This window comes from Streptomyces sp. NPDC031426 (assembly GCF_055581585.1).
Genome location: NZ_JBVIJE010000028.1, coordinates 20,017 through 45,119, shown reverse-complemented (window position 1 = coordinate 45,119; position 25,103 = coordinate 20,017). Strand labels below are relative to the sequence as shown.

Here is a 25,103-nt window from a genome sequence, read left to right as displayed (position 1 = left end):
GGGGCGGCTCGCTGGGCCCGGGCTACTCGTGTCCGTCAGCGCGTTGCGCCCAGGGCAGGAAGGCTCGTACCCACGGGAAAGCGGATTTCCGCGGGCTCCGAAGCAGGGCGCTCATGCCGGGGCGCTCACGCCGGGGCGCCCAGCTCCGCCCACACCGTCTTGCCCGGCCGGCCCGCGGCGCGGACGACGCCCCAGTCCAGGCACAGCCGCTGCACGATGAACATGCCGTGGCCGCCGGGGCGGCCGGCGCGGTGCGGGGTGCGAGGGGCCGGCTGGCCGGCACCGCGGTCCGAGACCTCGATCCGGATCACCTTGTTGCCGCAGGCCAGGAGCAGTTCGTCGGGGCCCTCGGCGTGCAGGCAGGCGTTGGTGACCAGTTCGGAGACGACCAGCAGCACATCCTCGGCCGCGGCCCGCCGGTCGGCGCCCGCGGCGGGCAGCCAGCCCCATGCGTACAGCGCCTGGCGGGCGAAGTCGCGGGCGAGCGGGACGACCCCGCTCTCACCCGCGAGGCCGATCCTGCGGACCTGCGGCCCGCCGGTGCCCTGAGTGCCGTCGGCGGGGCCGGGCGGCACGGACGGCGCGGCTGCCCCCGTGGGCGCGCCTGTCGTCGGCGCACGCTCCTCGGACGCCCCGGAAGCGCCGCTGGGCTCCGGGCCGCGGTCGCCCGGCGAGCAAGGCCGGGTGGTGCTCATCAGCGCTTCACCTCACCGATTCACCAGTTCAGATTCAAAGGACCGGCACTGCTCCGTGCCGGCCGGTCCGTACGTCGTCCGCCCGCTGTGCGCAGGCCGTCCGGCCGCTGTCCGCGCGGGGTGTCCCGCTCGCCCGTCCGTCGCACGTACGTCCCGTCCAGTCGTTTCGCCGGTGCCGGGGCGGTCCGGGCCGGCGGTCGTCAGGGGGTTCCCCGTCTTCTCCTGCCCTCTCCTGCCCGGCCGATCCGGCACAACACCCCCGTTTTCGGCGTGCCGGAAACGGGCGCCCGGGACCGGTGGCGCGCGGGAGGGCGGGGACGGCGGACTCAGCCGGCGCCGTCGACCAGGGCCGCCTCCACGGAGTCGTGCACGGTGAAGACCGCCTCGGCTCCGGTGATCTCGAACACACGGGCGACCACCGGCTGCATCCCCGCCAGATGGACCCCGCCCCCGGCGGCCTCCGCCTTCAACCGGGCCCCGAGCAGGACGTTCAGCCCCGTGGAGTCGCAGAACTCCAGGCGGGTGCAGTCCACGACGAGGCGTGAGAAGCCCTTGGCCAGAAGGTCGTCGAGGGGCTCGCGCAGAAGATCGGCGGTGTGGTGATCGAGCTCACCCGCCGGTGTCACAACGGCGCTGGAGCCCTCTTCCCGCACCTCCACCAGAAGCCGGCCCGACTGTGCGCTGCCGACCGTCCCGTGGTCCATGCCGTCTCTCCCCAGGTCGCGGACGCTGACTGGTCTCGAACATTACGCCCTCCCTGCACACTCCGGCACCCGAAGAACCTCACAGAACCGGACATACCCGAACAGGACGCACTTGCGATCGGCTCGGTCGAGCAGGTAGGGCTAGTAGGGCACCTACTCCTACACGCCGGCTTCGGAGGCGCCGCACACCGCAGTGCACGCATGGCTTCGGCAGCCGTATGCCGAGAACGATGGAGGACACCATGTCACCCCGGCTCGACGCATCGCATACCCCGCTCGCGACGTCGACACCCCCACCGGAACAACTGGATCATCCCATCGATGCCCTCGACCCCTTCGAGGGACTCCCGGAGATCCCCCCGTACGACGAGATCGGCCCGGTCGACGCGCGGGCCCTGTCCAAGACCCTCTTCGAGCGCCTTCAGTCGCTGGAGGAAGGGACGCACGAGTACTCGTACGTCCGCAACACGCTCGTCGAGCTCAATCTCGCGCTCGTCAAGTTCGCCGCCTCCCGGTTCCGCTCCCGCAGCGAGCCGATGGAGGACATCATCCAGGTCGGCACCATCGGCCTGATCAAGGCGATCGACCGCTTCGAGCTCTCCCGCGGGGTCGAGTTCCCGACCTTCGCGATGCCGACCATCATCGGCGAGATCAAGCGCTTCTTCCGTGACACCTCGTGGTCCGTGCGCGTTCCGCGCAGGCTGCAGGAGCTGCGCCTGGACCTGGCCAAGGCCGGGGACGAGCTGGCCCAGCGGCTGGACCGGGCCCCGACCGTCCAGGAGCTGGCCGAGAAGCTCGGCATCTCCAACGACGAGGTCGTCGAGGGCATGGCCGCCTCGAACGCGTACACCGCCTCCTCGCTGGACGCCCAGCCCGAGGAGGACGAGACGGAGGGCGCGCTCGCGGACCGCATCGGGTACGAGGACCACGGGCTGGAGGGCATCGAGTACATCGAGTCCCTCAAGCCGCTGATCGCCGAACTCCCGCAACGGGACCGGAAGATCCTCTCCCTGCGGTTCGTGGCGAACATGACCCAGTCGGAGATCGGCGAGGAACTCGGCATCTCCCAGATGCACGTGTCCCGGCTGCTGTCGCGCACGCTGGTACGGCTGCGCAAGGGTCTGACACTCGAGGAGTGACCTCCGCGTCCGCTGCTGTGACGCCTGCGCAGCGGCCTGGCCACCGGTGCCGGGCCGCTGCGGCGTTCCGCCGCTGACCCACGTCTCCGAGTGGCGCGAGTATCCCGGATTGCGCCCGCCAATCCCGGTTCCGGGCCGCTCTGCCGACCAACTCGCCCCGTGGTCCCAACCGTTATGTGGTTACCCGCGGAAACCTCTTTTCCCGGCCGTCCCCCTCGACCACTATGGCCCCCCTAACTGGCTACTGGCCGGTCAGACCGGGGCCGCAACGGCGCGGTGCCCGGGGGTGCGAGGAGGCTGGACGCATGGCTCAGGGGGACGGGGCCGGAACGGGCGGAACCGAGACGGGCGGCACCGGGACACCCGGGGAGCTCGAGAACGCGCCGGACACCCGGCTGACCGAACTGCTCCGCTCCCCCACGGCGACGGCGTACCCCGCCCTGCAGGAACTGCGCCGCCGGCACCACGCGACGGTCCTGGCCTACGCCCGGCTGTGCGCCGTGGGAGAGTCGGCCGCCCGCCGGCTGGCGGCCGAGGTCTTCACCACGGCGGCCCGCGAGACGGCCCGGGGCGTCGACCCGGCCGTCCCGCTGCGCCACCGGCTGCTGCTGCTCACCGCACGGCTGGCGGCCGGCTGGGCGCGCGACGAGCGCTCCGCCGGCCTCGACCCCGGGCTGCTGCTCGTCCTGAACGCCTCCGGCCTGCCCGAGGGCCCCACCCCGCCGCTGCTCCCGGCGTTCCGCTCGCTGCCCTCCCGTACCCAGGGCCTGATCTGGTACGGCGTGCTGGAGGCGGAGCCGCAGGACCGCACCGCCGCCTTCCTCGGCCTGAGCGGTGTCGATGTGGCCTACGGCACCCCGCAGGCCCTCAAGGCCCTGGCCCAGGCCTGTCTGCGCCACCGGCTCGCCGCCTCAGACGACCCGCGCTGCGCCGACTTCCGCCGGCTGATCGAGGAGGCGGTACGGCCGGACGGCCCGCGTCACAGCGCCGACCTGGACGCCCACATGGCCCGCTGCCCGCACTGCACGGCCGCGTTCGAGGATCTGCGGGCCCTGCGGGACGCGCCCCGGCAGGCCCTGGCGGAGGGCCTGCTGCCGTGGCAGGGAACGGCGTACATACGCGCCGCGGAACCCCCGGCCGCCCCCCGCCTCGCCGCCGTACGTCCGTCCTGGCCGCCCCGGCGCCGTGTCCTGCTGGCCTCGGCGGCCCTGGGCGTGGCCCTGACCCCGCTCCTGGTGTTCCTTCTCACCCCGGCACACACCGACGAACAGCAGCCGACCGCCTCGACGCCCACGCCGCCACCGGTGACGAGGACGGCGACGCCGACGGCCTCGCCCACCCCGTCCCCGTCGCCGTCCCCCACGCGGCCCCCCACGCCCAGGCCGCCGTCCGCCACGCCGAGCCCGTCCCGCCCGGCCACGCACCCGCCGCACACCCAAAAGCCCACTCCCAAGCCGTCGCCCTCGTTCGCACCGCCCGGCACCTCCTTCACCCAGGTGGTGAATCTGGCGACGGGCCGCTGCCTGGACATCCGCGACGGCGATCTGTCCCGGGGCAACGACGTCATCACGGCCCCCTGCTCCGCCGCCGACACCCAGCGCTGGCGGTTCGACACCTACCTGGGCGTACTGCGCTCGGAGGCCGACGACAACTTCTGCCTGGACAGCCGGGGCTCGACCGACCGCGGCGTGGGCATCTGGACCTGCGACTCGGTCTACGGCGGCAACGGCGAGAACCTCCGCTTCACCATCGACCCCGACGGCACGATCCGCCCGAACATCGCCATCGAGACAGCGGTGACCCCGGACGGCGGCTACGACGTGTCCCTCCAGCCCCTGTCCGACGGCGGGGAGCAGCGGTGGCGGGCGGGGGCGCGGTGAGGCCGGCCCGGCTCCGCCGCCGGTCCCCGCTCAGACCACGCGTTCGCCGCGCCGCCACACCCCGCTGACCAGAGGCACGCCCGGGCGGTAGGCGAGGTGGACGTGGCTGGGGGCGTCCAGGAGGGTGAGGTCGGCGCGGGCACCGGGGGTGAGGCGGCCGATGTCGGTGCGGCGCAGGGCCGCCGCACCGCCCGCCGTGGCCGACCAGACCGCCTCGTCCGGGGTCATCCGCATGTCGCGGACGGCCAGGGCGATGCAGAAGGGCAGCGAGGAGGTGAAGGACGAGCCCGGGTTGCAGTCCGTGGACAGGGCGACCGTGACGCCGGCGTCCAGCAGGCGGCGGGCGTCCGGCCACTCGGCGCGGGTGGAGAACTCGGCGCCCGGCAGCAGGGTGGCGACCGTGTCGCTGTTCGCCAGGGCGTCGACGTCCGCGTCGGTCAGGTGGGTGCAGTGGTCGGCGCTCGCCGCGTCCAGTTCGACGGCCAGCTGGACGCCGGGGCCGTACGAGAGCTGGTTGGCGTGGATACGGGGGTGCAAACCCTTCGCCCTGCCCGCCGTGAGGATCGCACGGGCCTGGTCGCCGTCGAAGGCGCCCTTCTCGCAGAACACGTCGATCCAGCGGGCGTGCGGCGCGCAGGCGTCCAGCATCTCGCCGGTGACCAGGGCGACATACGCGGCCGGGTCCTCGGCGTAGTCGGGCGGGACGACGTGCGCGCCGAGGTACGTCACCTCGTCGGTGTGCCGGGCCGCGAGGCGCAGCGCGCGGTACTCGTCCTCGACGGTCAGGCCGTAGCCCGACTTGGTCTCGAACGTCGTCGTGCCCTGGCGGAGGGCCTCGTCGAGGTAACGGGTGAGGTTGGCCTCCAGGTCCGCGTCGCTCGCCGCCCGGGTGGCCGCGACCGTGGTGCGGATGCCGCCCGCCGTGTAGGAGCGGCCGGACATGCGGGCGTTGAACTCCTGCGTGCGGTCTCCGGCGAAGACCAGGTGCGAGTGGGAGTCCACGAAGCCCGGCAGCACCGCCCGGCCGCCCGCGTCGACCCGATTGTCAGTGGCGGGTGCTTTGCTGGATTCACCGGTCCACGCGACGCGGTCGCCCTCGATGACGACGGCCGCGTCCTGGATCAGACCGAGCGGGGAGCCGTCACCGAGGGAGGGATCGTTGGTGACCAGCGTGGCGATGTTGGTGATGACGGTGCTGCTGCTCATGGTGTCCTCGTGGGTGGTGGTCAGGAGCGAAGGGCTTCGACTGCCCGCGCGAGGGCCTGCGGCACGTCGGGCACGAGCGTGTGCGCCCCGTCCCGTACGACATGCCGTCCGCCGACGACCGTATGCCGTACGTCCGCTGCCGTCGCGGCGAATACGGCCGTCTCGGCGCCCAGCCTGGGCAGCGGGCCCGCTGTCCTGACCGAGTCCAGGGCAATCGTCGTGAAGTCGGCCAGGGCGCCGGGCTCCAGGGTGCCGGCCTCGTGCCAGCCGAGAGCGGCGTGGCCGTCGGCGGTGGCGGCCCGCAGCAGGGCGGCGGCCGTCCAGTGGCCCCGGGTGCGGGTGCGCAGCCGCTCGTTCAGCTCCATCGCGCGCGCCTCTTCGAGCAGGTCGATGACGGCGTGGCTGTCCGAGCCGAGGGAGAGCGGGGAGCCGGCCCGCTGCAGGGCGACGGCCGGACCGATGCCGTCGGCCAGGTCCCGCTCGGTCGTCGGGCACATGCAGGTGCCGGTGCCCGAGCCGCCGAGCAGGGCGATGTCCTCGTCGGTGAGATGGGTGTTGTGCACACCGGTGGTGCGCTGTCCGAGGACGCCGTGGTCGGCGAGCAGCCGGGTGGGGGTGCAGCCGTGCGCGGCGAGGCAGGCGTCGTTCTCGGCGGTCTGCTCCGACAGGTGCACATGCAGCGGGGCCCGCCGTTCCTCGGCCCACCCCGCCACGGTCGCCAACTGCCCGGCGGGCACTGCCCGTACGGAGTGAATCGCCGCCCCGATCCGCGCGTGATCCCGCTCCTTGAGAACTGCACAGCGTTCGGCCCAGGCCTCCGCGCTGCCGTCGGAGAACCGCAGCTGGTGGGTGTTGGGCGGCTCGCCACTGTGCTTGTTCAAGATGGCGGAGGACAGGTAGCAGGTGTCGAGGAGGGTGATCCGGATGCCGGCCTCGGCGGCGGCGTCGATCAGCGCCTCCCCCATGGCGTTGGGGTCGGCGTAGGGAGTGCCGCCGGGCGCGTGGTGCACGTAGTGGAACTCGCCGACGCAGGTGACGCCGGCCAGGGCCATCTCGGCGTACACCGCGCGCGCCAGGGCGTGGTAGGTCTCCGGGGTCAGATGGTCGGCGACGGAGTACATCACCTCGCGCCAGGTCCAGAAGGTGCCGGAGCCGACCTGGACGGTGCCGCGCAGCGCCCGGTGGAAGGCGTGGCTGTGGGCGTTGGCGAGCCCGGGCAGGGTGAGCCCGCGCAGCACCTCGGCGCCGGGCGGCGGGGTGGGCGCCCCGGTGCGCGCGGCACCGATCCGCCCACCCTCGGTCTCGACCACGACCCCCGGCTCGACGTTCGTGCCGAGCCAGGCGTGCTCCAGCCAGTAGGTCCGCTTGGTCACCTGCAGGCCAGCCCTTCCAGTGCGTCGGCGAGCGCGCGCACCCCGGCCACGCAGTCGTCCTCGGCGGCGAACTCGGCCGGGGAGTGCGAGACACCGGTGGGGTTGCGCACGAACAGCATGGCGGTCGGAATGCTGCCGGAGAGGATTCCGGCGTCGTGTCCGGCCCCGGTCCCGAGGACGGGCACCTTCAGGCCGGTGTCCTTGCCCAGGATGCGGCCGAGTTCGTCGCGCAGGGCGTGGTCGAACTCGACGACGGGCGTGAAGGACTCCCGGACGACGTCGAGCTCGATGCCGTGGGCCTCGGCGTACTCCCGCGCGGCCTTCTCGATGCCCCCGACCACCGTGTCCAGGGTGTCCTGGTCGGCGGCGCGGGAGTCGAGCCAGCCGCGCACGACGGAGGGGATCGCGTTGACTCCGTTGGGCTCCACGGCGATCTTGCCGAAGGTGGCGACGGCACCGGTGAGTTCGGCCTCCCGGCGGGCGGCGAGCACGGTCTCGGCGTAGGACAGCATCGGGTCGCGGCGGTCGACCAGCCGGGTGGTGCCGGCATGGTTGGCCTCGCCCTTGAAGTCGAACCTCCAGCGGCCGTGCGGCCAGATGGCACTGGCGATGCCGACCCGGTCGCCGGACAGGTCCAGCGCCCGTCCCTGCTCGACATGCAGCTCGACGAAGGCGCCGATCCGGCCAAGCCGCTCCGGGTCGGCCCCGATGCCCTCGGGGTCGTATCCGGCGGCCTCCATGGCCTGCGGGAGGCTGACCCCGTCGGCGTCGGTGAGTAGGTGGGCCTGCTCGACGGTCAGCTGCCCGGCGGTGAGCCGCGACCCGACACAGGCGAGCCCGAACCGGGCCCCTTCCTCGTCCCCGAAGTTGACGATGGCCAGGGGCTTGGCGAACCGCGCGTTCCTGCTCCGCAGCTCGTCGAGGGCCGCGAAGGAGGACACCACACCGAGGGGCCCGTCGAAGGCCCCGCCGTCGGGCACGGAGTCCAAATGGGACCCGGTGACCACGGCGTCCCCGGCAGCGGGGTCACCGAGCCAGGCCCACTGGTTGCCGTTCCGGTCCACCTCGTACGTCAGCCCGCGCGCCTCGGCCTGCTCCTTGAACCAGGCCCGGCAGTCGACATCGGCACCGGTCCAGGCGTAGCGCCGGTAGCCGCCGGAGGCGGAGCTGCGGCCGATCGGCAGCAGCTCCGCCCACATGCTGTGGAAACTCACGCGCCGTCACCCTCGCGCATGGGCACCCGGACACCGCGCTCCTGCGCGACCGACTCCGCGATGTCGTACCCCGCGTCCACGTGCCGGATGACACCCATGCCCGGGTCGTTGGTGAGCACGCGCCGGATCTTCTCGCCACCCAGCTTCGTGCCGTCGGCCACCGTCACCTGCCCGGCGTGAATGGACCGGCCCATGCCCACGCCGCCACCGTGGTGGATGGAAACCCACGACGCACCGGAGGCCACGTTCACCATGGCGTTCAGCAGCGGCCAGTCGGCGATCGCGTCGGACCCGTCGAGCATGGCCTCGGTCTCCCGGTACGGCGAGGCCACCGAGCCGCAGTCCAGGTGGTCGCGGCCGATCGCCAGCGGAGCGGCGAGCTCGCCGGAGGCCACCATGTCGTTGAAGCGCTCGCCGGCCTTGTCGCGCTCGCCGTAGCCGAGCCAGCAGATGCGCGCGGGCAGACCCTGGAAGTGGACGCGCTCGCCGGCCAGCTTGATCCAGCGGGCCAGGGACTCGTTCTCCGGGAAGAGCTCCAGGATCGCCTTGTCGGTCTTGGCGATGTCGGCGGGGTCGCCGGACAGGGCCGCCCAGCGGAAGGGGCCCTTGCCCTCGCAGAACAGCGGGCGGATGTAGGCGGGGACGAAGCCGGGGAAGGCGAACGCCCGGTCGTAGCCCGCCAGTTGGGCCTCGCCGCGGATGGAGTTGCCGTAGTCGAAGACCTCGGCGCCGGCGTCCATGAAGCCGACCATGGCCTCGACGTGCTTCGCCATCGACTCGCGGGCACGGGTGGTGAAGCCGGCCGGGTCCTTCGCGGCGGCGTCGGCCATGTCCTCGAAGGCCACGCCCACCGGCAGGTAGGACAGCGGGTCGTGGGCGGAGGTCTGGTCGGTGACGATGTCGATGGGGGCGTTCATCGCGAGCAGCTGCGGGACCAGCTCGGCCGCGTTGCCGAGGACGCCGATGGACAGGGGGCGGCGGGCGTCGCGCGCCTCGGTGGCCAGCTGGAGCGCGTGGTCGAGGGAGTCGGCCCTGACGTCGAGGTAGCGGTGCTCGATGCGGCGCTCGATGGCGCGCGGGTCGCAGTCGATGCAGATCGCGACGCCGTCGTTCATGGTCACGGCGAGGGGCTGGGCGCCGCCCATGCCGCCGAGGCCGGCGGTCAGGGTGATGGTTCCGGCGAGGGTGCCGTTGAACTTCTTCGCGGCGACGGCGGCGAAGGTCTCGTAGGTGCCCTGGAGGATGCCCTGGGTGCCGATGTAGATCCAGGAGCCGGCGGTCATCTGGCCGTACATGGTCAGGCCGAGGGCCTCCAGGCGGCGGAACTCCTCCCAGTTGGCCCAGTCGCCGACCAGGTTGGAGTTCGCGATCAGGACGCGCGGGGCCCACTCGTGGGTCTGCATCACGCCGACCGGCCGGCCGGACTGGACCAGCATGGTCTCGTCCTGCTTGAGGGTCCTCAGGGTGCGGACCATCGCGTCGAAGGAGCGCCAGTCACGGGCTGCCTTGCCGGTGCCGCCGTAGACGACGAGCTTGTCGGGGTGCTCCGCGACCTCCGGGTCGAGATTGTTCTGCAGCATGCGCAGCGCGGCTTCCTGCTGCCATCCCAGGGCGCTCAGTTCCGTGCCGCGCGGTGCTCGTACGGGGCGGGGTCCCGACATCGTCTGCCTCCTCCTGTTGCTATCTCTATTCACATCCTGGCGTCCTGAATAGACCTAGTCAATACATCGGGGCGACCCCGTCCGCGCGCCGCCGGTGTTTGGCTGGATGAAGACGGGCACGAGGGGACACGAGGGGAGAGACCGTGGAGCAGGACCTCGAAAGGCAGGCGCGGGAGCGCGCCGCACGACGGGACGAGGCGGTGCGGGCCGCCGTGGAGCAGGGGCTGCTGGGGCCGGACGCGGCCGTGGTGGGGCTGCTGGACGTGACCGGGATCCGGGAGTCGGCGGCGGCGCTGCGCGCGGCGTTCGACGCCGTCGTGCCGTCCGGGACACCGGTGCTGCACGCCTTCGCGGTGAAGGCGAGCCCGCTGGTGCCCGTGCTGCGGTTGCTGCACGAGGCGGGCATCGGCGCGGAGGTGGCGAGCCCGGGCGAGCTGGCGCTGACCCGCGCGGCCGGGGTGCCGGCGGCCAGCACCGTGCTGGACTCGCCCGCCAAGACCCAGGCCGAGCTGCGCGAGGCGCTGGCCCTGGGGATCGCGGTGAACGCCGACAACCCGCAGGAGCTGGACCGCCTGGACGCCCTGGTGCGGTCCGCGCCGACCGCGTCCCCGCTCGGCCTCCGGGTGAACCCGCAGGTCGGCGGCGGCACGATCGGGGCCACCTCGACGGCGACGGAGACCTCCAAGTTCGGGGTGGCACTGCGCGACGAGGGGGCGCGCGAGTGGGTCGTACGGGCGTATCTGGACCGGCCGTGGCTGACCCGGCTGCACGCGCACACCGGCTCGCAGGGCATCCCACTGGCGCTGCTGGCGCGGGGCGTGGCGGAGACGTACGTGCTCGCGGAGGAGATCAACGAGCGGGCGGGGCGGCGGCAGATCGACACGCTCGACATCGGCGGCGGGCTGCCGGTGAACTTCGCGGCCGAGGCGACGGCACCCTCGTACGCGCAGTACGCCCGGCTGCTGGCCGAGGAGGTGCCGGGGCTGTTCGACGGGCGGTACGGGCTGGTGACCGAGTTCGGGCGGTCACTGCTGGCCAAGCAGGGGACGATGGTGGCCCGGGTGGAGTACGCCAAGAGCGCGGGCGGGCGGCGGATCGCGGTGACACACGCCGGTGTGCAGGTGGCGACGCGGACCGTGTACGCGCCGGGGGCGTGGCCGCTGCGGATCGCCGCGTACGACGCCAAGGGGCGGCCGAAGCCTGGGCCCGAGGTGGTGCAGGACGTGGCCGGGCCGGCCTGCTTCTCGGGCGACCTGCTGGCGGAGGGGCGGGCGCTGCCCCTGCTGGAGCAGGGCGACTACGCGGCGGCGCTGGACACGGGCGCGTACTACTTCGCCCATCACTACGCCTACAACTCCCTTGTCCGGCCGGGCATCTACGGCTTCGCGCCGGACGGCTCGTCGGGCGTCGCCTTCGCGACCGTACGAGAGCCGCAGACCGTCGCCGAGGTGGTGGCGGAGTCCGGCGGGGCGCACACGGACGCGCTCACCACCCTCCCCGCGCCGGAAAGCCGTTGACGCACCCCCAGAACCCTCGAACAAATGGATCAACTCATCTGACACAGTGGCCAGTTGACCCACACTAGTGCGCCCGATGCATGTTCCACTGGAAAATGCCAAAGACTCCCCCTTTCCCGCGCACGGTGCGTAGTGTCGTTGTCACTCAGCCGGAGAACCAGGCGGGAGGGGAACCACCGGTGCCCGGAATCGACGAGTGCCTGTTGGAAGCGATGCGATTGCCCGGTGCCCGGGGAGCGGCGCTGGTGGACTGGACGAGCGGACTTGCCCTCGGCACGGTCGGGGAGGCGCCCGGCGGCGATCATGAGACGACCGCCGCCGAGGCCGCCGAACTGGCCCGGATGGCCGCCGAGCACGGCGCCTTCGCGACCCAGACGGACGACGGGCACCCGACCGTCGAGGACGTGATCGTCAGCAACCGCGACAGCTACCACCTGCTGCGGTTCGTGGACACGACTTTCGACAGCAGTGTCTTCCTGCACCTGTGGCTCGGCCGCGAGGAGGGCAACCTCGCGCTCGCCCGGATCCGGCTCGGCGATATGGCGGCCCGGCTGGTGCTGGGATGACCGTGGTGCAGATACCTCCGCTGCCGGTGCGGGACAAGTCGGCCGGCCGGGCCCTGTCGCCGATGCTGACCCGGCTCGCCGAGGAGCGGGCCACCGGCGTCCTGGTCCGCGAGCACGGCACCCTGTATCTCGCCGAGGGCCGGGTGGTGCACGCCGAGAGCCCGTTCGCCCCGGGGCTCGACGTGCTCCTCACCGCTCACGGCACCCTCGCGGCCACCGCCTGGCAGCGGGCCGCCACCGAGACCTCCGGCCCGCTGCAGGCCGCCGAACTCCTGCTGGACGCAGGGCTGTTGCCCGCGGGCGCGCTGGAACTGTGCCATCTGGACGCGCTCTACGACGCCGGGTACTTCGCGCTGGCCCCGAGCAGCACCCCGGGCCGCTTCCGCTACGACCGCGCGCACCGCCTCGGCCCGCTGCCCTCGGTGCCGGTCGTCGCCCTGGAACGCGAGACGCTGCGCCGCCGGCTGCTGCTGCACCGGCTGTGGCCCGACCCGGCCGCCGACACCGCCCCGCTGATCCGCGCGGACCCGGCCGCCGCACGGACCGCCGCGCCGGTCACGCCCCGGCAGCGGGCGGTCCTGGACCGCGTGGACGGCGTCCGCACGGCCGCCGGGATCGCCCGGAACCTGGGCCGGCAGGCCTTCCACACGCTGGTCGACGTACGACGGCTCGTGGCCGCCGGCCATCTCGCACCGGCGGCACCCGTCACCCCCGTCGTCACGGCGCTCGCACCGCCGCTCCCACCCCCGGTCACCGACCCCGACATCGCGCTGCTGAAGAGGCTCAGGGATGCGCTGGAGGCGCTTTGAACGGCACCGCCCCGCCGAGAGGAGAGAGCTGATGGTGTCCGAGGAGGACCTGGGGGCCGTCCTGGACGAGCTGCACCGGCTGCGCAACCGGGTACCGCAGCTCACCGGCGCCCTCGCGGCCGGCGTCGACGGTCTCGTCGTCGCCCACGACACTCCCGGGGTCGACCCCGAGGGCCTCGCGGCCCTCACCGCCGCCGCGCTCGGCGTCGCCGTGCGCGTCGCCGACGCCACCCGCAACGGCGGCTTCCGGGAGCTGCTGGTGCGCGGTGAGCGCGGCTATGTCGCCACCTACGCGGCCGGCCGCACCGCCGTACTGACCCTGCTCGCCCAGGACCGGGTCAATGTCGGCCGGCTGCATCTGGAAGGCCGTCGCTCCGGCGCCCGCATCGGGGAGCTGCTCGACGCCGCCGACGCCGCGGCCCGGGAGGCCAGGCGGCCCGGGAGGCCCCTGGGCGCCGTCAGCTCCGCACCCCCGACCCGTACCCGCACGACCCGCACGCCCCGCGCCACGAGCACCGACGCGCACACCGCAACCGACAGTTGAACCTTCCGAGAGGATCCACCATGGCCAACACCGAGACCGCGCTGAAGGAAGCCCTCACCTCCATCGAGGGCGCCACCGGCGTCGCGCTCGTCGACTACACCAGCGGGATGGCGCTGGGCACGATGGGCGGCAGCAAGAGCTTCGACCTGAACGTGGCCGCCGCGGGCAACACCGACGTGGTCCGCGCCAAGATGCGCGCGATGGAGATGCTGGGCCTCAAGGGCGGGATCGAGGACATCCTGATCACGCTGAGCGACCAGTACCACCTGATCCGCCTGCTCAAGAGCCGGGGCGGCAACGGCCTGTTCCTCTACCTGGTCCTCGACGCCTCCCGGGCCAACCTGGCGATGGCCCGGCACCAGCTGAAGAAGATCGAGCACGAACTGGAGGTCTGAGCCCCGGCGAGAGCTAGACCAGCGCCGCGGTGCGGCGGCGGGACCCGCCAGGGGCCGCGTCGCCGGCCGCGATGCCCGTACCGCGCAGGCCCTTCACCGCCTTGCCCGCCGGGTGCCCGCCGCGCTGGTCGAGCCAGTCGACGCGCACCCACAGCAGCGTCTGCCCGGCACGTTCGCGGCGCCCGATCCAGGCGGCCTTCAGCCGCAGCCCGGTGCCGACCCCGGCCAGCAGCATGCCGCCGGCCGCGGGCACCACCAGGGCGGAGCCCAGCGCCACGGCGAAGGCCAGCAGCAGCCACCAGCGGTGGCCCCGGCGCCAGTTGCGCACGGTCACCGCACGGTCCTGCAGCACGTCGTACTTGCCCGCGCGGGCCGCGCCGCGGGCGAGGGCGGCGTACCGGCCCCGGCGCACCAGTGCCACGACCGCCGCGCCGACGAGGAACAGCGCGGCGCCGGCGAGCACCCCGATCCGGCGCCCGGTCAGCCCGGGCAGCAGCATCCCGATCCCCGCGGCGAACACCCCGAACCACCACAGCGGTGCGGCCCCAGCCCGTACGACGACGGCCACCCGGGCCAGCCCCTGTCCTCCGCGCGCCACGTCAGCCTCCCGTGTCACGTGTCCGCAAAGCGCCTGTGTCTCCTGGGGAAGCTAGCGGCCGAACGTGAGACGAACATGAGAGCGCCGCGCCGTCACTCCACGAAGAGGCCCCGCGCGGCGGCCTTGGCGTCGAACTCCTCCAGCCGTGCCTGCGCCTGGGGCAGGTCGTCGCAGACCGCCTCCAGCAGCACCCGTCCGAGCAGCATCGGCGCACACGCGGTGTCGAAGGCGAGCCCGGTGCCGACGGCGGCGGGCAGCAGCAGGTCGGAGTACCTGGCGACCGGCGCGAACGCGGAGTCGGCGACCGTGACGGTCGTCAGGCCGACGTCCTTGGCGTAGGCGAGGGTGTCGACGACCTCGCGCGGATGCCGGGGCAGGGCGAAGCACAGCAGCGCGGAGGCGCCCGCGCGGACGGCCGCGTCGATCCGGTCCTGGATCATGGTGCCGCCCTCGTTGAGCAGCCGGACGTCCGGGTGGACCTTGGCGGCGAAGTAGGCGAAGCCGTACGCCTGGGAGGCGGCGGCGCGCAGGCCGAGCACCGGCAGCGGGCGGGAGGCGGCCAGGATCCGGCCGGCCTTCTGCACCGGGCGCGGGTCGGCGAGCAGGTCGGCGAGGTGCCTGAGGTTCTCGATCTCCGCCTCGACGGCCTGCTGGTACTCGTTGAAGGCGCCCGCCTCGGCGGCCGGTTCGGCGGGTACGACCTCGCGCAGGTGCTTGCGCAGGGCGGGGTAGCCGTCGAAGCCGAGCGCCACGGCGAACCGGGTCACCGACGGCTGGCTGACCCCGGCCAGTTCGGCCAGCTCCACGCTGGACAGGAACGGCACGTCGCCGGCCCGCCGGACCATGCTGTGCGCGATCCGGCGCTGGGTCGGGGTGAGCCGGTGCCCCTCGAAGAGGGCCTGCAGCCGGCCCGCGGGGCTGTCCGTCACCCCCGTCGCCTCGGGACTCCTGTCCACAGTCCTGTCCACGCTCATGACGCGCTCCCCCTCCAGATGTCCGTGAACCGGTCGAGCAGTGCGGCCGCCTCCGTCACGTCGTCCGTGAGCGGCCGGTCGGCCGGGTCGGGATCGAGGACCGACTCGGCGAGCGCGAACGCCCGGCCGGCCGGCAGCCCGGGGTCGGGCCGCAGGTCGCGCTGGCGCAGTGCGCGGACGGCGGCGACGAGCTCGCAGCCGACCACCAGGCGGTACGCACCGCACGCGCGCAGGGTCTGCCGCGCGGCGAGCGAGGCGAAGCTCGCCTGTTCCTCGACGCCCCGGGAGAGTACAGCGTGGCCCAGCGAGGCGGGCGCGGAGAAGGCCCGCAGATCGCCGAGGGCCGCCCCGGCCGCGTACTCCAGGATCATCACGCCGGAGGAGGCCGGCTCGTGGTCGGCGAGGAAGGGGCGCAGCCGGGTGTAGGCGGGCTCGTTGAGGGTGGACAGGCGGGAGGTGGACAGCCGGGCCACCTGGGTCAGGGCGAGCCTGAAGTGGTCCAGGGCGAGGGCGAGTTGGGCCTGGTAGAAGCCGCCGTGGTGGTAGGCGGCCAGGTCCTCGGGGGCGATCAGCGGGTTCTCGGCGGCCGCGTTGATCTCCACGGCGAGGACCTGCTCCAGGGCGTCGGCGGCGTCGTGCGCCGGGCCGTGGATCTGGGGCAGGCAGCGAAAGCCGTAGGGGTCCTGGATCCGGCCGAGCGGTGGGGTCGGCCGGTCGACGGCGCCGATCAGCTCCCGCATCCGCCGGGCCACCTCGGTGCTGCCCCGGTGCGGACGGGCGGCGTGCACGGGGGCGGCGTACGCCTCGTGGGAGCCGTCGACGGCGAGCAGGGACAGGGCCGCGACGACCTGGGTGGCGCCGATGAGCCCGCGCAGTTCGTGCAGGGCGAGCGCGGACTGGCCGAGGGTGAGGGCGTTGCTGCTGATCAGGGCGAGGGCGTCGTTGTTGTCGAGGGGCTGTGGCGCGGGGGCGCCCGCGCCGCGCCAGGGGTGTTCGCCGGCGAGCGCGAGCCCGAGCTGGGCCAGGGCCGCGATGTCGCCGGTGCCGACGGAGCCGAACTCGTTGACGACCGGATGCGCCCCGGACTCCAGGGCCGCGCACAGGGCGGTGACCACGCCGGGCCTCAGGCCCGCGCCGCCGGCCAGCAGCTGGTTGGCGCGGACGGCGAGCATGGCGCGCACCTGTCGGGCGGGAAGCTCCTCGCCGATGGCGCCGGCGTGGCTGCGCAGCAGGCGCAGACCGTGGCCGGCGGCGGCCTCGGTGGGCACGTCCTCGTTCCGGTTGGCGCCCACGCCGGTGGAACGGCCGTAGACGCGTCCGGTGGCGGCGATCTGCCGGGCGGCGTTCCAGGAGCGCTCGGCGCGCCGCATCGCGTCGGCTCCGGGGACGGGATGCGCGGCGCCGTCGGCGAGCCGCACGACGTCCTCGACGCCGAGTCCGGCCCCGTCCAGGACCACGGCCGCAGACCGCGCGGACGGCACGGACACCGGTGCGTCCACGATGCGAGACGACATCACGCCCAAACTCCCCTCAACCCGGACACCCGTTCTTGTTCTGCGGTCAACCGTTACAGCGGATTAACGCCGAACCGTTGACAAGCTATTCACACACCAAGAACTCTGCATGACGTTATGCAGCCGGGCAAGGGACATCTCATGATCCAGTTCGACGCGGTCCACAAGCGCTTCCCCAACGGCACGACAGCAGTCCACGACCTCAGCCTGGAGATGCCGGAAGGCGGTATCACCGTCCTGGTCGGATCCTCCGGTTGCGGCAAGACCACGACCCTGCGGATGATCAACCGGATGGTCGAGCCGACCTCCGGCACCATCCGCGTCGGCGGCAAGGACGTCACCCGGCAGGACGCGGCCGAGCTGCGCCGCTCCATCGGCTATGTCATCCAGCAGGCCGGCCTCTTCCCGCACCGCACGGTGCTCGACAACATCGCCACCGTCCCGCTACTGCTCGGCTGGAACCGGAAGAAGGCCCGGGCCCGCGCCGCCGAACTGCTGGAGACCGTCGGCCTCGCCCCCGAGGCCGGCAAGCGGTACCCGCACCAGCTCTCCGGCGGCCAGCAGCAGCGCGTCGGCGTCGCCCGCGCCCTCGCCGCCGACCCGCCGGTGCTGCTCATGGACGAGCCGTTCGGCGCGGTCGACCCGGTCGTCCGCACCCAGCTCCAGGACGAACTACTCAGGCTCCAGGCGGAGTTGAGCAAGACCATCGTCTTCGTCACGCACGACATCGACGAGGCGGTGCGGCTCGGCGACCGGATCGCCGTGTTCCGCACGGGCGGCCATCTGGTGCAGTGCGCCCCGCCCGCCGAACTCCTGGCCCGCCCGGCCGACGACTTCGTGGCCGGCTTCCTCGGCGCCGAGCGCGGCCTGAAGCTGCTCTCCCTGAAGACCCTCGCCGACGTTCCCCAGGGCCCGGCACCCGAAGGCGGCGCCTGGACACTCGTACTCGACGCGTGGAACAAGCCGCTCCACTGGGCCTCGAAGGACGCCGAGCTCCCGGTCCGCCCGCTCAGGGACACCGACTCCCTCCTCTCCGCCCTCAACGAGTCGGTCGCCTCCCCCACCGGACTGATCGCCCGGGTCGACGCCGACGGCGTGCTCACCGGGGTCTCCTCCCGCGACGACATCCACGAGCACGCCGGGCGCGCCCACGCCGAAGTGGGGGTGGCCGCATGACGATCGACTGGTCCTGGATATCGGCCCACACCGACGACCTCACCACCCTCACGCTCTCCCACCTGCAGGCCGCGCTCACGGCCGTCGCCCTCGGCCTGCTGATCTCGCTCCCGCTGGCCGTGGTCGCCCACCGGATCCCCCGGCTGCGCGGCTTCCTGCTCGGCGCGTCCAACGTCCTGTTCACGATCCCGTCGATCGCGATCTTCGTACTCCTCCTGCCGGTCAGCGGCCTGACCCGCACCACCACCGTGACCGGCCTGACCGTCTACACCCTGGTCGTCCTGCTGCGGAACACCGTCGAGGGCCTGGACTCGGTCCCCCTGAAGGTGAAGGAGGCGGCGAAGGCGATGGGCACGCGCCCCCTGCGCACGCTCCTCACGGTCGAGTTCCCGCTCGCGCTCCCCGTGATCATGGCGGGCGTCCGGATCGCCACCGTCATGTCGATCTCCCTGGTCTCCGTCGCGACCTACATCGGCGACGGCGGCCTCGGCCAGCTCTTCACCGACGGCTTCCAGCGCAACTTCCCCACCCCGGTGATCGCCGGAGTGGTCCTCACCCTGCTCCTCGCGGTCGTCGCGGACGCGGCGCTGGTCGCCGTCCAGCACGCCCTCACCCCCTGGGCCAGGAGGCGAGCCTGATGTACGAACTCCTCAAGAACCTCGGCACCTGGCTGACCAGCGGCTCCCAGTGGACCGGCCCGGACGGCATCGCGCACCGCCTCGCCGAGCACCTCCAGTACTCCCTGCTGGCCACGCTCATCGCCGCCGCCATCGGCCTGCCGCTCGGCCTGCTGATCGGCCACACCGGCAGGGGCGCGTTCCTCGCGATCAACCTCGCCTCCTTCGGCCGGGCCCTGCCCACCGTCGGCCTGGTCGTCCTGGTCTTCCTGGTCGGCGGCCTGTCGATGCTGCCGGTGTACGTCGCGCTGGTCGCCCTCGCGGTCCCGGCGATCGTCACCAACACCTACGCCGGCATGACCGCCGTCGACCCGGACGTGCGGGACGCGGCGCGCGGCCAGGGCATGCGCGGCCACCAGGTCCTCCTCCAGGTCGAGCTGCCGCTCGCGCTGCCGCTGATCATGACGGGCCTGCGCCTCGCCCTGATCCAGGTCGTGGCCACGGCGACCATCGCCGCGTACGTCTCCTTCGGCGGCCTGGGCCGCTACGTCTTCGACGGCCTCGCCCAGCGCGACCTGGTCCAGGTGCTCGGCGGCGCGGTGCTGGTCGCCCTCGTCGCCGTCGTCCTGGACGTGGCCCTGGCCTCCCTCCAGCGCTTCCTCTTCCTCCCCCACTCTCGACTTCGCTCGAGCGGGGGGACCCCCACCCGCACCGCGTAGGGAACCCCTGACATGAACCGACGCACTGTCCTCGGCGGCCTGTTCGCGGTCGCCTCCGTACCCGCCCTCTCCGCCTGCGCGAGCGGCATCACCTCCCTCAACGGCCAGGGCTCCGCCGCCGGCGGTACCGGCTCCAGCAAGGGCGGAGTCACCATCGGCACGGCCAACTTCACCGAGAACCAGATCCTCGGCTACCTCTACGCGGCCGCCCTGCGGGGTGCCGGAGTCAAGACGACCGTCCGCCCCAACCTCGGCACCCGCGAGATCGTCATCCCGGCCCTCAGGGGCGGCGACATCGACCTGCTGCCCGAGTACCAGGGCGCCCTGCTCAACTACCTCGCCCCGAAGGTCACGGCCAGCGAGTCGGGCGAGATGCAGAACGCCCTCACCCAGGCCCTCCCGGCCGGCCTCCAGGTGCTGCCGTACGGCATGGCGGAGGACTCGGACGCCTTCGTCGTCACCCGCGAGACGGCGCGGAAGTACGGCCTGGTGTCCCTCGCCGATCTGAAGAAGCAGAACGGCAAGCTGGTCATCGGCGCCGCCCCCGAGGTGAAGAAGCGTCAGGTCGGCGCGATCGGCCTGAAGGACGTGTACGGCGTGGATTTCAAGGAGTTCAAGTCGCTGGACTCCGACGGTCCGCTGGTCAAGGGCGCGCTCAAGAAGGGCGATGTGGACGTGGCGAACCTGTTCACCACGGACACCGACATCAAGGCCAACGACTGGGTGGTGCTCACCGACCCCGCGCACCTCATCCCCAGCCAGCACATCGTCCCGCTCATCGCCGACCGCAAGGCCGACGACACCGTCCGCAAGGCGCTCGCCCGGCTCGGCAACCTGCTGACCACGGCCCAGCTCACCGAGCTCAACCGGCAGGTGGACAAGGACAAGAAGGACCCCGAGGACGTGGCGAACGCCTATGCGAAACAGCACGGACTGGTGAGGTAGCCGGGTGTTCTAAGAGGGGGGTTGTCCCCCGTGCGGACGGCGTGAGCGCTCTCTAACGTATCCCTCATGACCGGAACGGACGGGCGGGACACCGACCTCAGGAAAGAACTCGACGCCACCCTGCAGAACCGCAGGGAACTGGGCGAGGAGTACGAGTCGGCGCTGGTCGACTCCTTCATGGAGAAGGTCGACCAGCGCATCGACGGGGCGGTCGAGCGCCGGCTGCGCCGGACACTGGCCGAGCAGCGGATGCAGATGGCACGCGGCAACCGCCCCGGGGGCGGCGCGGACTCCTGGGCCGAGCGGTTCGGCCTCGCCGTCGTCTCGCTGGTGCTGGCGATCCCGCTGTCGGCGATCGGCGCCCACCAGGCCGGCCTGTCCGGCCTGCTGATCTCCTGGGGCGGCATCGTCGGCGTCAACCTCGTCCAGGCCGCCCGCACCAATCCGGGCCTGTTCAAAGGCCGCCGCCGTCCCTCCGACGACGACTGACCCTCACGCCTGTGGGGTGGGCAGGACCATGATCTGGCCCGGACAGCCCCGCGCTGCTCAGAGAGCAGTGGCGGTTCAGCCGCAAAGGGTGTGCGCGGGGACCGCCGCACCCCCGTTGCCGGGGGGCGGGACGACGGCGGTCCCCGCGAGGGACGCGGGCCGGGTCAGGGCCGGGCTTGCGCGTCCATGGCGTCCATGGAGGTCCGGGAGCCGCTCCGGAGGTCCTTGGCGCCGTTCGGCGCCGGCCGGGGCGGGGAGCCGCTCCCGCCCTGCCGACACCCACCAATGTGCCGGACGCGTGTTAAGCGGGTGCTGCGCGCACGTGACACGCTCGTACCACTTCCGCGAACCCCGCCTCACGTCAAGTCACGCCCGTAAACCCGCAGTTCACCGGGGGTTCGCTACTGCTTCCCGCCCTTGGCCAGGAAGGCCAGCAGGTCCTGCCGGCTGACCACGCCGGTGGGCTTGCCCTCGACCAGGACGATCGCGGCGTCGGCCGAGCCGAGCACGGACATCAGGTCGCCGACCGGCTCGCCGGAGCCGACCTGGGGCAGCGGGGCGGACATGTGCTTCTCCAGCGGGTCCTCCAGGGAGGCGCGCTTGTTGAACAGGGCGTCCAGCAGCTCCCGTTCCACCACGGACCCGACGACCTCGGCGGCCATCACGTCCGGGTGACCGGCGCCCGGCTTGACGACCGGCATCTGCGAGACGCCGTACTCGCGCAGCACCTCGATGGCCTGGCCGACGGTCTCCTCCGGGTGCATGTGCACCAGGGACGGGATGGTGCCGGCCACCTTGTCGTTCAGGACGTCGCCGACGCGGGCGCTCGGGCCCTCGTCCTCCAGGAAGCCGTAGTCGGCCATCCACTCGTCGTTGAAGATCTTGCTGAGGTAGCCGCGCCCGCTGTCCGGGAGCAGTACGACCACGACGTCGTCGGGCCCGAGCCGCTCGGCGACCCGCAGCGCCGCGACGACGGCCATCCCGCAGGAGCCGCCCACCAGCAGGCCCTCCTCCTTGGCCAGCCGGCGGGTCATCTGGAAGGAGTCCTTGTCGGACACGGCGACGATCTCGTCCGCGACGGTGCGGTCGTAGGCGGTCGGCCAGAAGTCCTCGCCGACGCCCTCCACCAGGTACGGCCGCCCGGAGCCGCCGGAGTACACGGAGCCCTCGGGGTCGGCGCCGACGACCTTGACCTTGCCGTCGCTGACGTCCTTCAGGTAGCGGCCGGTGCCGGAGATGGTGCCGCCCGTGCCCACGCCCGCCACGAAGTGGGTGATCCTGCCCTCGGTCTGCTCCCACAGCTCGGGGCCGGTCGAGTGATAGTGCGAGAGCGGGTTGTTGGGGTTGGAGTACTGGTCGGGCTTCCAGGCACCCGGGGTCTCGCGGACGAGCCGGTCGGAGACGTTGTAGTAGGAGTCCGGGTGTTCAGGAGCGACGGCGGTCGGGCACACGACCACCTCGGCGCCGTAGGCCCGCAGCACGTTGATCTTGTCCGTGGAGACCTTGTCGGGGCACACGAAGATGCACTTGTACCCCTTCTGCTGAGCCACGATGGCCAGCCCCACACCGGTGTTGCCGCTGGTCGGCTCGACGATCGTCCCGCCCGGCTTGAGCTCACCGCTCTGCTCGGCGGCCTCGATCATGCGCAGGGCGATGCGGTCCTTCACGGAACCGCCCGGGTTGAAGTACTCCACCTTGGCGAGGACGGTGGCCTGGATGCCCTTGGTCACGTTGTTGAGCCGCACCAGCGGGGTGTTGCCGACGAGGCTGATCATCGAGTCGTGGAATTGCACCGTTGTCTCCGGATGCTGCAAAAGATGTGGTCTTAGTGGTGTCGCCAGCCTAAGGCCAGCTGTGTGGCCGGCGCGGCCGTTCACTCCCCGTTGAGATTGACGCACGGTCCGTGCGGGGCAAGGAGTGGGTGTACGGCTACGAGGAGGTGGCGGCGACGCATGTCGAGCATGTCGAGGGCGAGGGTGGCCCGGCGCATCGCGGCCGGAGCGGCGTACGGCGGTGGCGGGGTCGGGCTGGTCGGGGCGGCCGCGGTCGGTCTGCTGCTCGCGGAGGTACGGCTGGCCCGGCGCCATGTGGGCAACCACAGCGGCGGCCGCGTCCCGGTGGCGGACGGTGTGTACGGCCACGCGTACGACGTGCCCGGCGAACCGCCTCTCCGCCTGACCATGCTCGGCGACTCCACGGCGGCCGGGCAGGGGGTGCACCGGGCGGGCCAGACCCCGGGCGCGCTGCTGGCCTCGGGCCTGGCGGCGGTGGCGGAGCGCCCGGTGGAACTGCGGAACGTGGCGCTGCCCGGCGCCCAGTCCGACGACCTGGACCGCCAGGTGGCGTCGGTGCTGTCGGGGCCGGCGCCCGTCCCGGACGTCTGCGTGATCATGATCGGGGCGAACGACGTGACCCACCGGATGCCGCCGACCCGTTCGGTACGGCATCTGTCGGCGGCGGTACGACGGCTGCGCACGGCCGGTGCGGAGGTGGTGGTCGGCACCTGTCCCGACCTCGGCACCATCGAGCCGGTGCAGCAGCCGCTGCGCTGGCTGGCCCGGCGGGCCTCGCGGCAGCTGGCGGCGGCGCAGACGATCGGGGCGGTGGAGCAGGGCGGCCGGACGGTGTCGCTGGGCGACCTTCTGGGCCCCGAGTTCGAGGCGAACCCGCGGGAGCTGTTCGGGCCGGACAACTACCACCCCTCGGCGGAGGGCTACGCGACGGCGGCGATGGCCGTGCTGCCGACGGTCTGCGCGGCCCTGGGCCTGTGGCCGGCGGAGGAGGAGCGGCCGGACGTGTCGCGGCGCGAGGGCTTCCTGCCGGTCGCCCGCGCGGCCGCCGAGGCGGCGTCGGAGGCCGGCACGGAGGTCACGGCCGCCATGCCGACGGGGCCGCGGGGGCCGTGGGCGCTGCTGAAGCGGCGTCGGCGGCGCAGGGTGCCGGAGGCCGAGCCCGCCCGCCCGTCCCTGTGACCGGCGTTCACCTCTGTCCGCCAGGCCGCCCCCGCCCCAAGCAAGCGCTTAGTAAATTGCGGCCAGTGTCACACGCCAAGACCGGTGACCTTGCCCATACGTAGCGGTAACTTCCCAACCGGCCCTGCCCGAGAAGCAAACCCCCGTTCACTGGAGCCGTGATGCCCGAAGCCGTCATCGTCTCGACCGCCCGCTCCCCCATCGGCCGCGCCGTCAAGGGCTCCCTGAAGGACCTGCGCCCCGACGACCTGACCGCCACGATCATTCAGGCCGCGCTCGCCAAGATCCCCGAGCTGGACCCCAAGGACATCGACGACCTGATGCTCGGCTGCGGCCTTCCCGGCGGCGAGCAGGGTCACAACCTCGGCCGGATCGTCGCCGTACAGATGGGCATGGACCACCTGCCGGGCTGCACGATCACCCGGTACTGCTCCTCGTCCCTGCAGACCTCCCGCATGGCGCTGCACGCCATCAAGGCCGGCGAGGGCGACGTCTTCATCTCGGCCGGTGTCGAGACGGTCTCCCGTTTCATCAAGGGCAGCTCCGACGGCCTGCCGGACACGCACAACCCGCTGTTCGCCGAGGCCGAGGCCCGCACCGAGGCGGTCGCCCAGCAGGAGGGCACGACCTGGCACGACCCGCGCGAGGACGGCCTGCTGCCCGACCCGTACATCGCGATGGGCCAGACCGCCGAGAACCTGGCCCGCGCCAAGGGCATCACCCGCCAGGAGATGGACGAGTTCGGCGTCCGCTCGCAGAACCTGGCCGAGCAGGCCATCAAGAACGGCTTCTGGGAGCGCGAGATCACCCCGGTGACCCTCCCCGACGGCACGGTCGTCAGCAAGGACGACGGCCCCCGCCCCGGCGTCACCCTGGAGGGCGTCGCGGGCCTCAAGCCGGTCTTCCGCCCGGACGGACTCGTCACCGCCGGCAACTGCTGCCCGCTCAACGACGGTGCCGCCGCCGTCGTCATCATGAGCGACACCAAGGCCCGCGAGCTGGGCCTGACCCCGCTCGCCCGGATCGTGTCCACCGGCGTCTCCGGCCTCTCCCCCGAGATCATGGGCCTCGGCCCGGTCGAGGCGAGCAAGCAGGCGCTGCGGCGCGCCGGCCTCACCATCGACGACATCGACCTGGTCGAGATCAACGAGGCCTTCGCCGCCCAGGTGATCCCCTCCTACCGTGAGCTCGGCATCGACATCGACAGGCTGAACGTCAACGGCGGCGCCATCGCCGTCGGCCACCCCTTCGGCATGACCGGCGCCCGGATCACCGGCACGCTCATCAACTCCCTGCAGTGGCACGACAAGCAGTTCGGCCTGGAGACGATGTGCGTCGGCGGCGGCCAGGGCATGGCGATGGTCATCGAGCGCCTCAGCTGATCCACCGTCCGTAG

Annotated in this window: 24 protein-coding genes; 14 read left to right on the top strand and 10 right to left on the bottom strand. The window is 72.7% G+C overall.

What is annotated here, in order from left to right:
* Positions 1-125: 125 nt before the first annotated feature.
* Positions 126-695: an ATP-binding protein gene (locus tag ACZ5NH_RS36845; protein ID WP_468781582.1), complete on the bottom strand. Its 570-nt coding sequence runs from the start codon at positions 693-695 to the stop codon at positions 126-128.
* A gap of 326 nt (positions 696-1,021) precedes the next feature.
* Positions 1,022-1,399: an STAS domain-containing protein gene (locus ACZ5NH_RS36840; protein WP_388631871.1), complete on the bottom strand. Its 378-nt coding sequence runs from the start codon at positions 1,397-1,399 to the stop codon at positions 1,022-1,024.
* Positions 1,400-1,641: 242 nt separating this feature from the next.
* Here ACZ5NH_RS36840 and ACZ5NH_RS36835 point away from each other — a divergent pair, with 242 nt between their 5' ends.
* Together ACZ5NH_RS36835 and ACZ5NH_RS36830 are read left to right on the top strand one after the other, a co-directional pair.
* Positions 1,642-2,538, top strand: coding sequence for an RNA polymerase sigma factor SigF (locus ACZ5NH_RS36835; protein WP_468781580.1), 897 nt, complete (start codon positions 1,642-1,644; stop codon positions 2,536-2,538).
* A gap of 305 nt (positions 2,539-2,843) precedes the next feature.
* Positions 2,844-4,418 carry a ricin-type beta-trefoil lectin domain protein gene (locus ACZ5NH_RS36830; RefSeq protein ID WP_468781578.1) on the top strand — a complete coding sequence of 525 codons (1,575 nt, stop codon included), beginning with the start codon at positions 2,844-2,846 and terminating at the stop codon, positions 4,416-4,418.
* A gap of 30 nt (positions 4,419-4,448) precedes the next feature.
* On the opposite strand, the gene hutI is transcribed toward ACZ5NH_RS36830, so the two are convergent.
* From hutI to hutU, 4 genes are read right to left on the bottom strand one after another with little or no spacing between them, the layout of a single operon-like run.
* Complete coding sequence (hutI, locus tag ACZ5NH_RS36825; RefSeq protein WP_388631880.1) at positions 4,449-5,624, bottom strand: imidazolonepropionase; 1,176 nt, start codon at positions 5,622-5,624, stop codon at positions 4,449-4,451.
* A gap of 20 nt (positions 5,625-5,644) precedes the next feature.
* Entirely contained in the window at positions 5,645-6,997 is a 1,353-nt protein-coding gene (locus tag ACZ5NH_RS36820) for a formimidoylglutamate deiminase (protein ID WP_468781575.1), read from the bottom strand.
* On the bottom strand, positions 6,994-8,211 hold the full coding sequence (locus ACZ5NH_RS36815) for an allantoate amidohydrolase (protein ID WP_468781573.1): 1,218 nt from the start codon (positions 8,209-8,211) through the stop codon (positions 6,994-6,996). The genes ACZ5NH_RS36820 and ACZ5NH_RS36815 overlap by 4 nt, the downstream gene beginning before the upstream one ends.
* Positions 8,208-9,872 (bottom strand): urocanate hydratase, encoded by a 1,665-nt coding sequence (hutU, locus tag ACZ5NH_RS36810; protein ID WP_388631888.1) that lies wholly within the window; start codon positions 9,870-9,872, stop codon positions 8,208-8,210. Before hutU ends, ACZ5NH_RS36815 begins: the two co-directional genes overlap by 4 nt.
* A gap of 143 nt (positions 9,873-10,015) precedes the next feature.
* On the opposite strand from hutU, the gene ACZ5NH_RS36805 reads away from it, so the two are divergent.
* The 5 genes from ACZ5NH_RS36805 to ACZ5NH_RS36785 all read left to right on the top strand — a co-directional run bounded on the left by ACZ5NH_RS36805 (position 10,016) and on the right by ACZ5NH_RS36785 (position 13,703).
* Positions 10,016-11,389 carry a type III PLP-dependent enzyme domain-containing protein gene (locus ACZ5NH_RS36805; RefSeq protein ID WP_468781555.1) on the top strand — a complete coding sequence of 458 codons (1,374 nt, stop codon included), beginning with the start codon at positions 10,016-10,018 and terminating at the stop codon, positions 11,387-11,389.
* A 179-nt stretch (positions 11,390-11,568) separates the two neighbouring features.
* The gene (locus ACZ5NH_RS36800; protein WP_468781553.1) at positions 11,569-11,955 is read left to right on the top strand and encodes a hypothetical protein; all 387 of its coding nucleotides are present in this window, start codon (positions 11,569-11,571) and stop codon (positions 11,953-11,955) included.
* Positions 11,952-12,764 (top strand): transcriptional regulator, encoded by an 813-nt coding sequence (locus tag ACZ5NH_RS36795; protein WP_468781551.1) that lies wholly within the window; start codon positions 11,952-11,954, stop codon positions 12,762-12,764. Before ACZ5NH_RS36800 ends, ACZ5NH_RS36795 begins: the two co-directional genes overlap by 4 nt.
* A 31-nt stretch (positions 12,765-12,795) precedes the next feature.
* Positions 12,796-13,308 (top strand): roadblock/LC7 domain-containing protein, encoded by a 513-nt coding sequence (locus ACZ5NH_RS36790; protein ID WP_468781549.1) that lies wholly within the window; start codon positions 12,796-12,798, stop codon positions 13,306-13,308.
* 20 nt (positions 13,309-13,328) lie between these two features.
* Positions 13,329-13,703, top strand: a complete 375-nt coding sequence (locus ACZ5NH_RS36785; protein WP_388631900.1) for a roadblock/LC7 domain-containing protein — start codon at positions 13,329-13,331, stop codon at positions 13,701-13,703.
* A 13-nt stretch (positions 13,704-13,716) separates the two neighbouring features.
* On the opposite strand, the gene ACZ5NH_RS36780 is transcribed toward ACZ5NH_RS36785, so the two are convergent.
* The 3 genes from ACZ5NH_RS36780 to ACZ5NH_RS36770 form a co-directional block, all read right to left on the bottom strand.
* The gene (locus ACZ5NH_RS36780; RefSeq protein WP_468781547.1) at positions 13,717-14,301 is read right to left on the bottom strand and encodes a hypothetical protein; all 585 of its coding nucleotides are present in this window, start codon (positions 14,299-14,301) and stop codon (positions 13,717-13,719) included.
* Between the two features lie 92 nt (positions 14,302-14,393).
* Entirely contained in the window at positions 14,394-15,275 is an 882-nt protein-coding gene (locus ACZ5NH_RS36775; protein ID WP_468781545.1) for a MurR/RpiR family transcriptional regulator, read from the bottom strand.
* A complete protein-coding gene (locus tag ACZ5NH_RS36770; protein WP_468781543.1) occupies positions 15,272-16,789 on the bottom strand; it encodes an aromatic amino acid ammonia-lyase in 1,518 nt (505 codons plus the stop codon). Before ACZ5NH_RS36770 ends, ACZ5NH_RS36775 begins: the two co-directional genes overlap by 4 nt.
* A gap of 141 nt (positions 16,790-16,930) precedes the next feature.
* On the opposite strand from ACZ5NH_RS36770, the gene ACZ5NH_RS36765 reads away from it, so the two are divergent.
* The 5 genes from ACZ5NH_RS36765 (at position 16,931) to ACZ5NH_RS36745 (ending at position 20,735) form a co-directional block, all read left to right on the top strand.
* Positions 16,931-17,965, top strand: coding sequence for an ABC transporter ATP-binding protein (locus ACZ5NH_RS36765; protein WP_468781541.1), 1,035 nt, complete (start codon positions 16,931-16,933; stop codon positions 17,963-17,965).
* Positions 17,962-18,603, top strand: a complete 642-nt coding sequence (locus ACZ5NH_RS36760) for an ABC transporter permease (RefSeq protein WP_468781539.1) — start codon at positions 17,962-17,964, stop codon at positions 18,601-18,603. Before ACZ5NH_RS36765 ends, ACZ5NH_RS36760 begins: the two co-directional genes overlap by 4 nt.
* On the top strand, positions 18,603-19,301 hold the full coding sequence (locus ACZ5NH_RS36755) for an ABC transporter permease (protein WP_468781537.1): 699 nt from the start codon (positions 18,603-18,605) through the stop codon (positions 19,299-19,301). Before ACZ5NH_RS36760 ends, ACZ5NH_RS36755 begins: the two co-directional genes overlap by 1 nt.
* 12 nt (positions 19,302-19,313) lie before the next feature.
* Positions 19,314-20,246 (top strand): ABC transporter substrate-binding protein, encoded by a 933-nt coding sequence (locus ACZ5NH_RS36750; protein ID WP_468781535.1) that lies wholly within the window; start codon positions 19,314-19,316, stop codon positions 20,244-20,246.
* A gap of 66 nt (positions 20,247-20,312) precedes the next feature.
* Entirely contained in the window at positions 20,313-20,735 is a 423-nt protein-coding gene (locus tag ACZ5NH_RS36745) for a hypothetical protein (RefSeq protein ID WP_468781533.1), read from the top strand.
* Between the two features lie 401 nt (positions 20,736-21,136).
* Here the strand turns inward: ACZ5NH_RS36745 and ACZ5NH_RS36740 are convergent, their stop codons facing one another.
* Complete coding sequence (locus tag ACZ5NH_RS36740) at positions 21,137-22,528, bottom strand: cystathionine beta-synthase (protein WP_450984031.1); 1,392 nt, start codon at positions 22,526-22,528, stop codon at positions 21,137-21,139.
* Between the two features lie 159 nt (positions 22,529-22,687).
* On the opposite strand from ACZ5NH_RS36740, the gene ACZ5NH_RS36735 reads away from it, so the two are divergent.
* Positions 22,688-23,707 carry an SGNH/GDSL hydrolase family protein gene (locus ACZ5NH_RS36735; RefSeq protein ID WP_468781531.1) on the top strand — a complete coding sequence of 340 codons (1,020 nt, stop codon included), beginning with the start codon at positions 22,688-22,690 and terminating at the stop codon, positions 23,705-23,707.
* 161 nt (positions 23,708-23,868) lie between these two features.
* A complete protein-coding gene (locus tag ACZ5NH_RS36730) occupies positions 23,869-25,089 on the top strand; it encodes an acetyl-CoA C-acetyltransferase (protein WP_388631927.1) in 1,221 nt (406 codons plus the stop codon).
* The last annotated feature ends 14 nt before the right edge of the window (positions 25,090-25,103 follow it).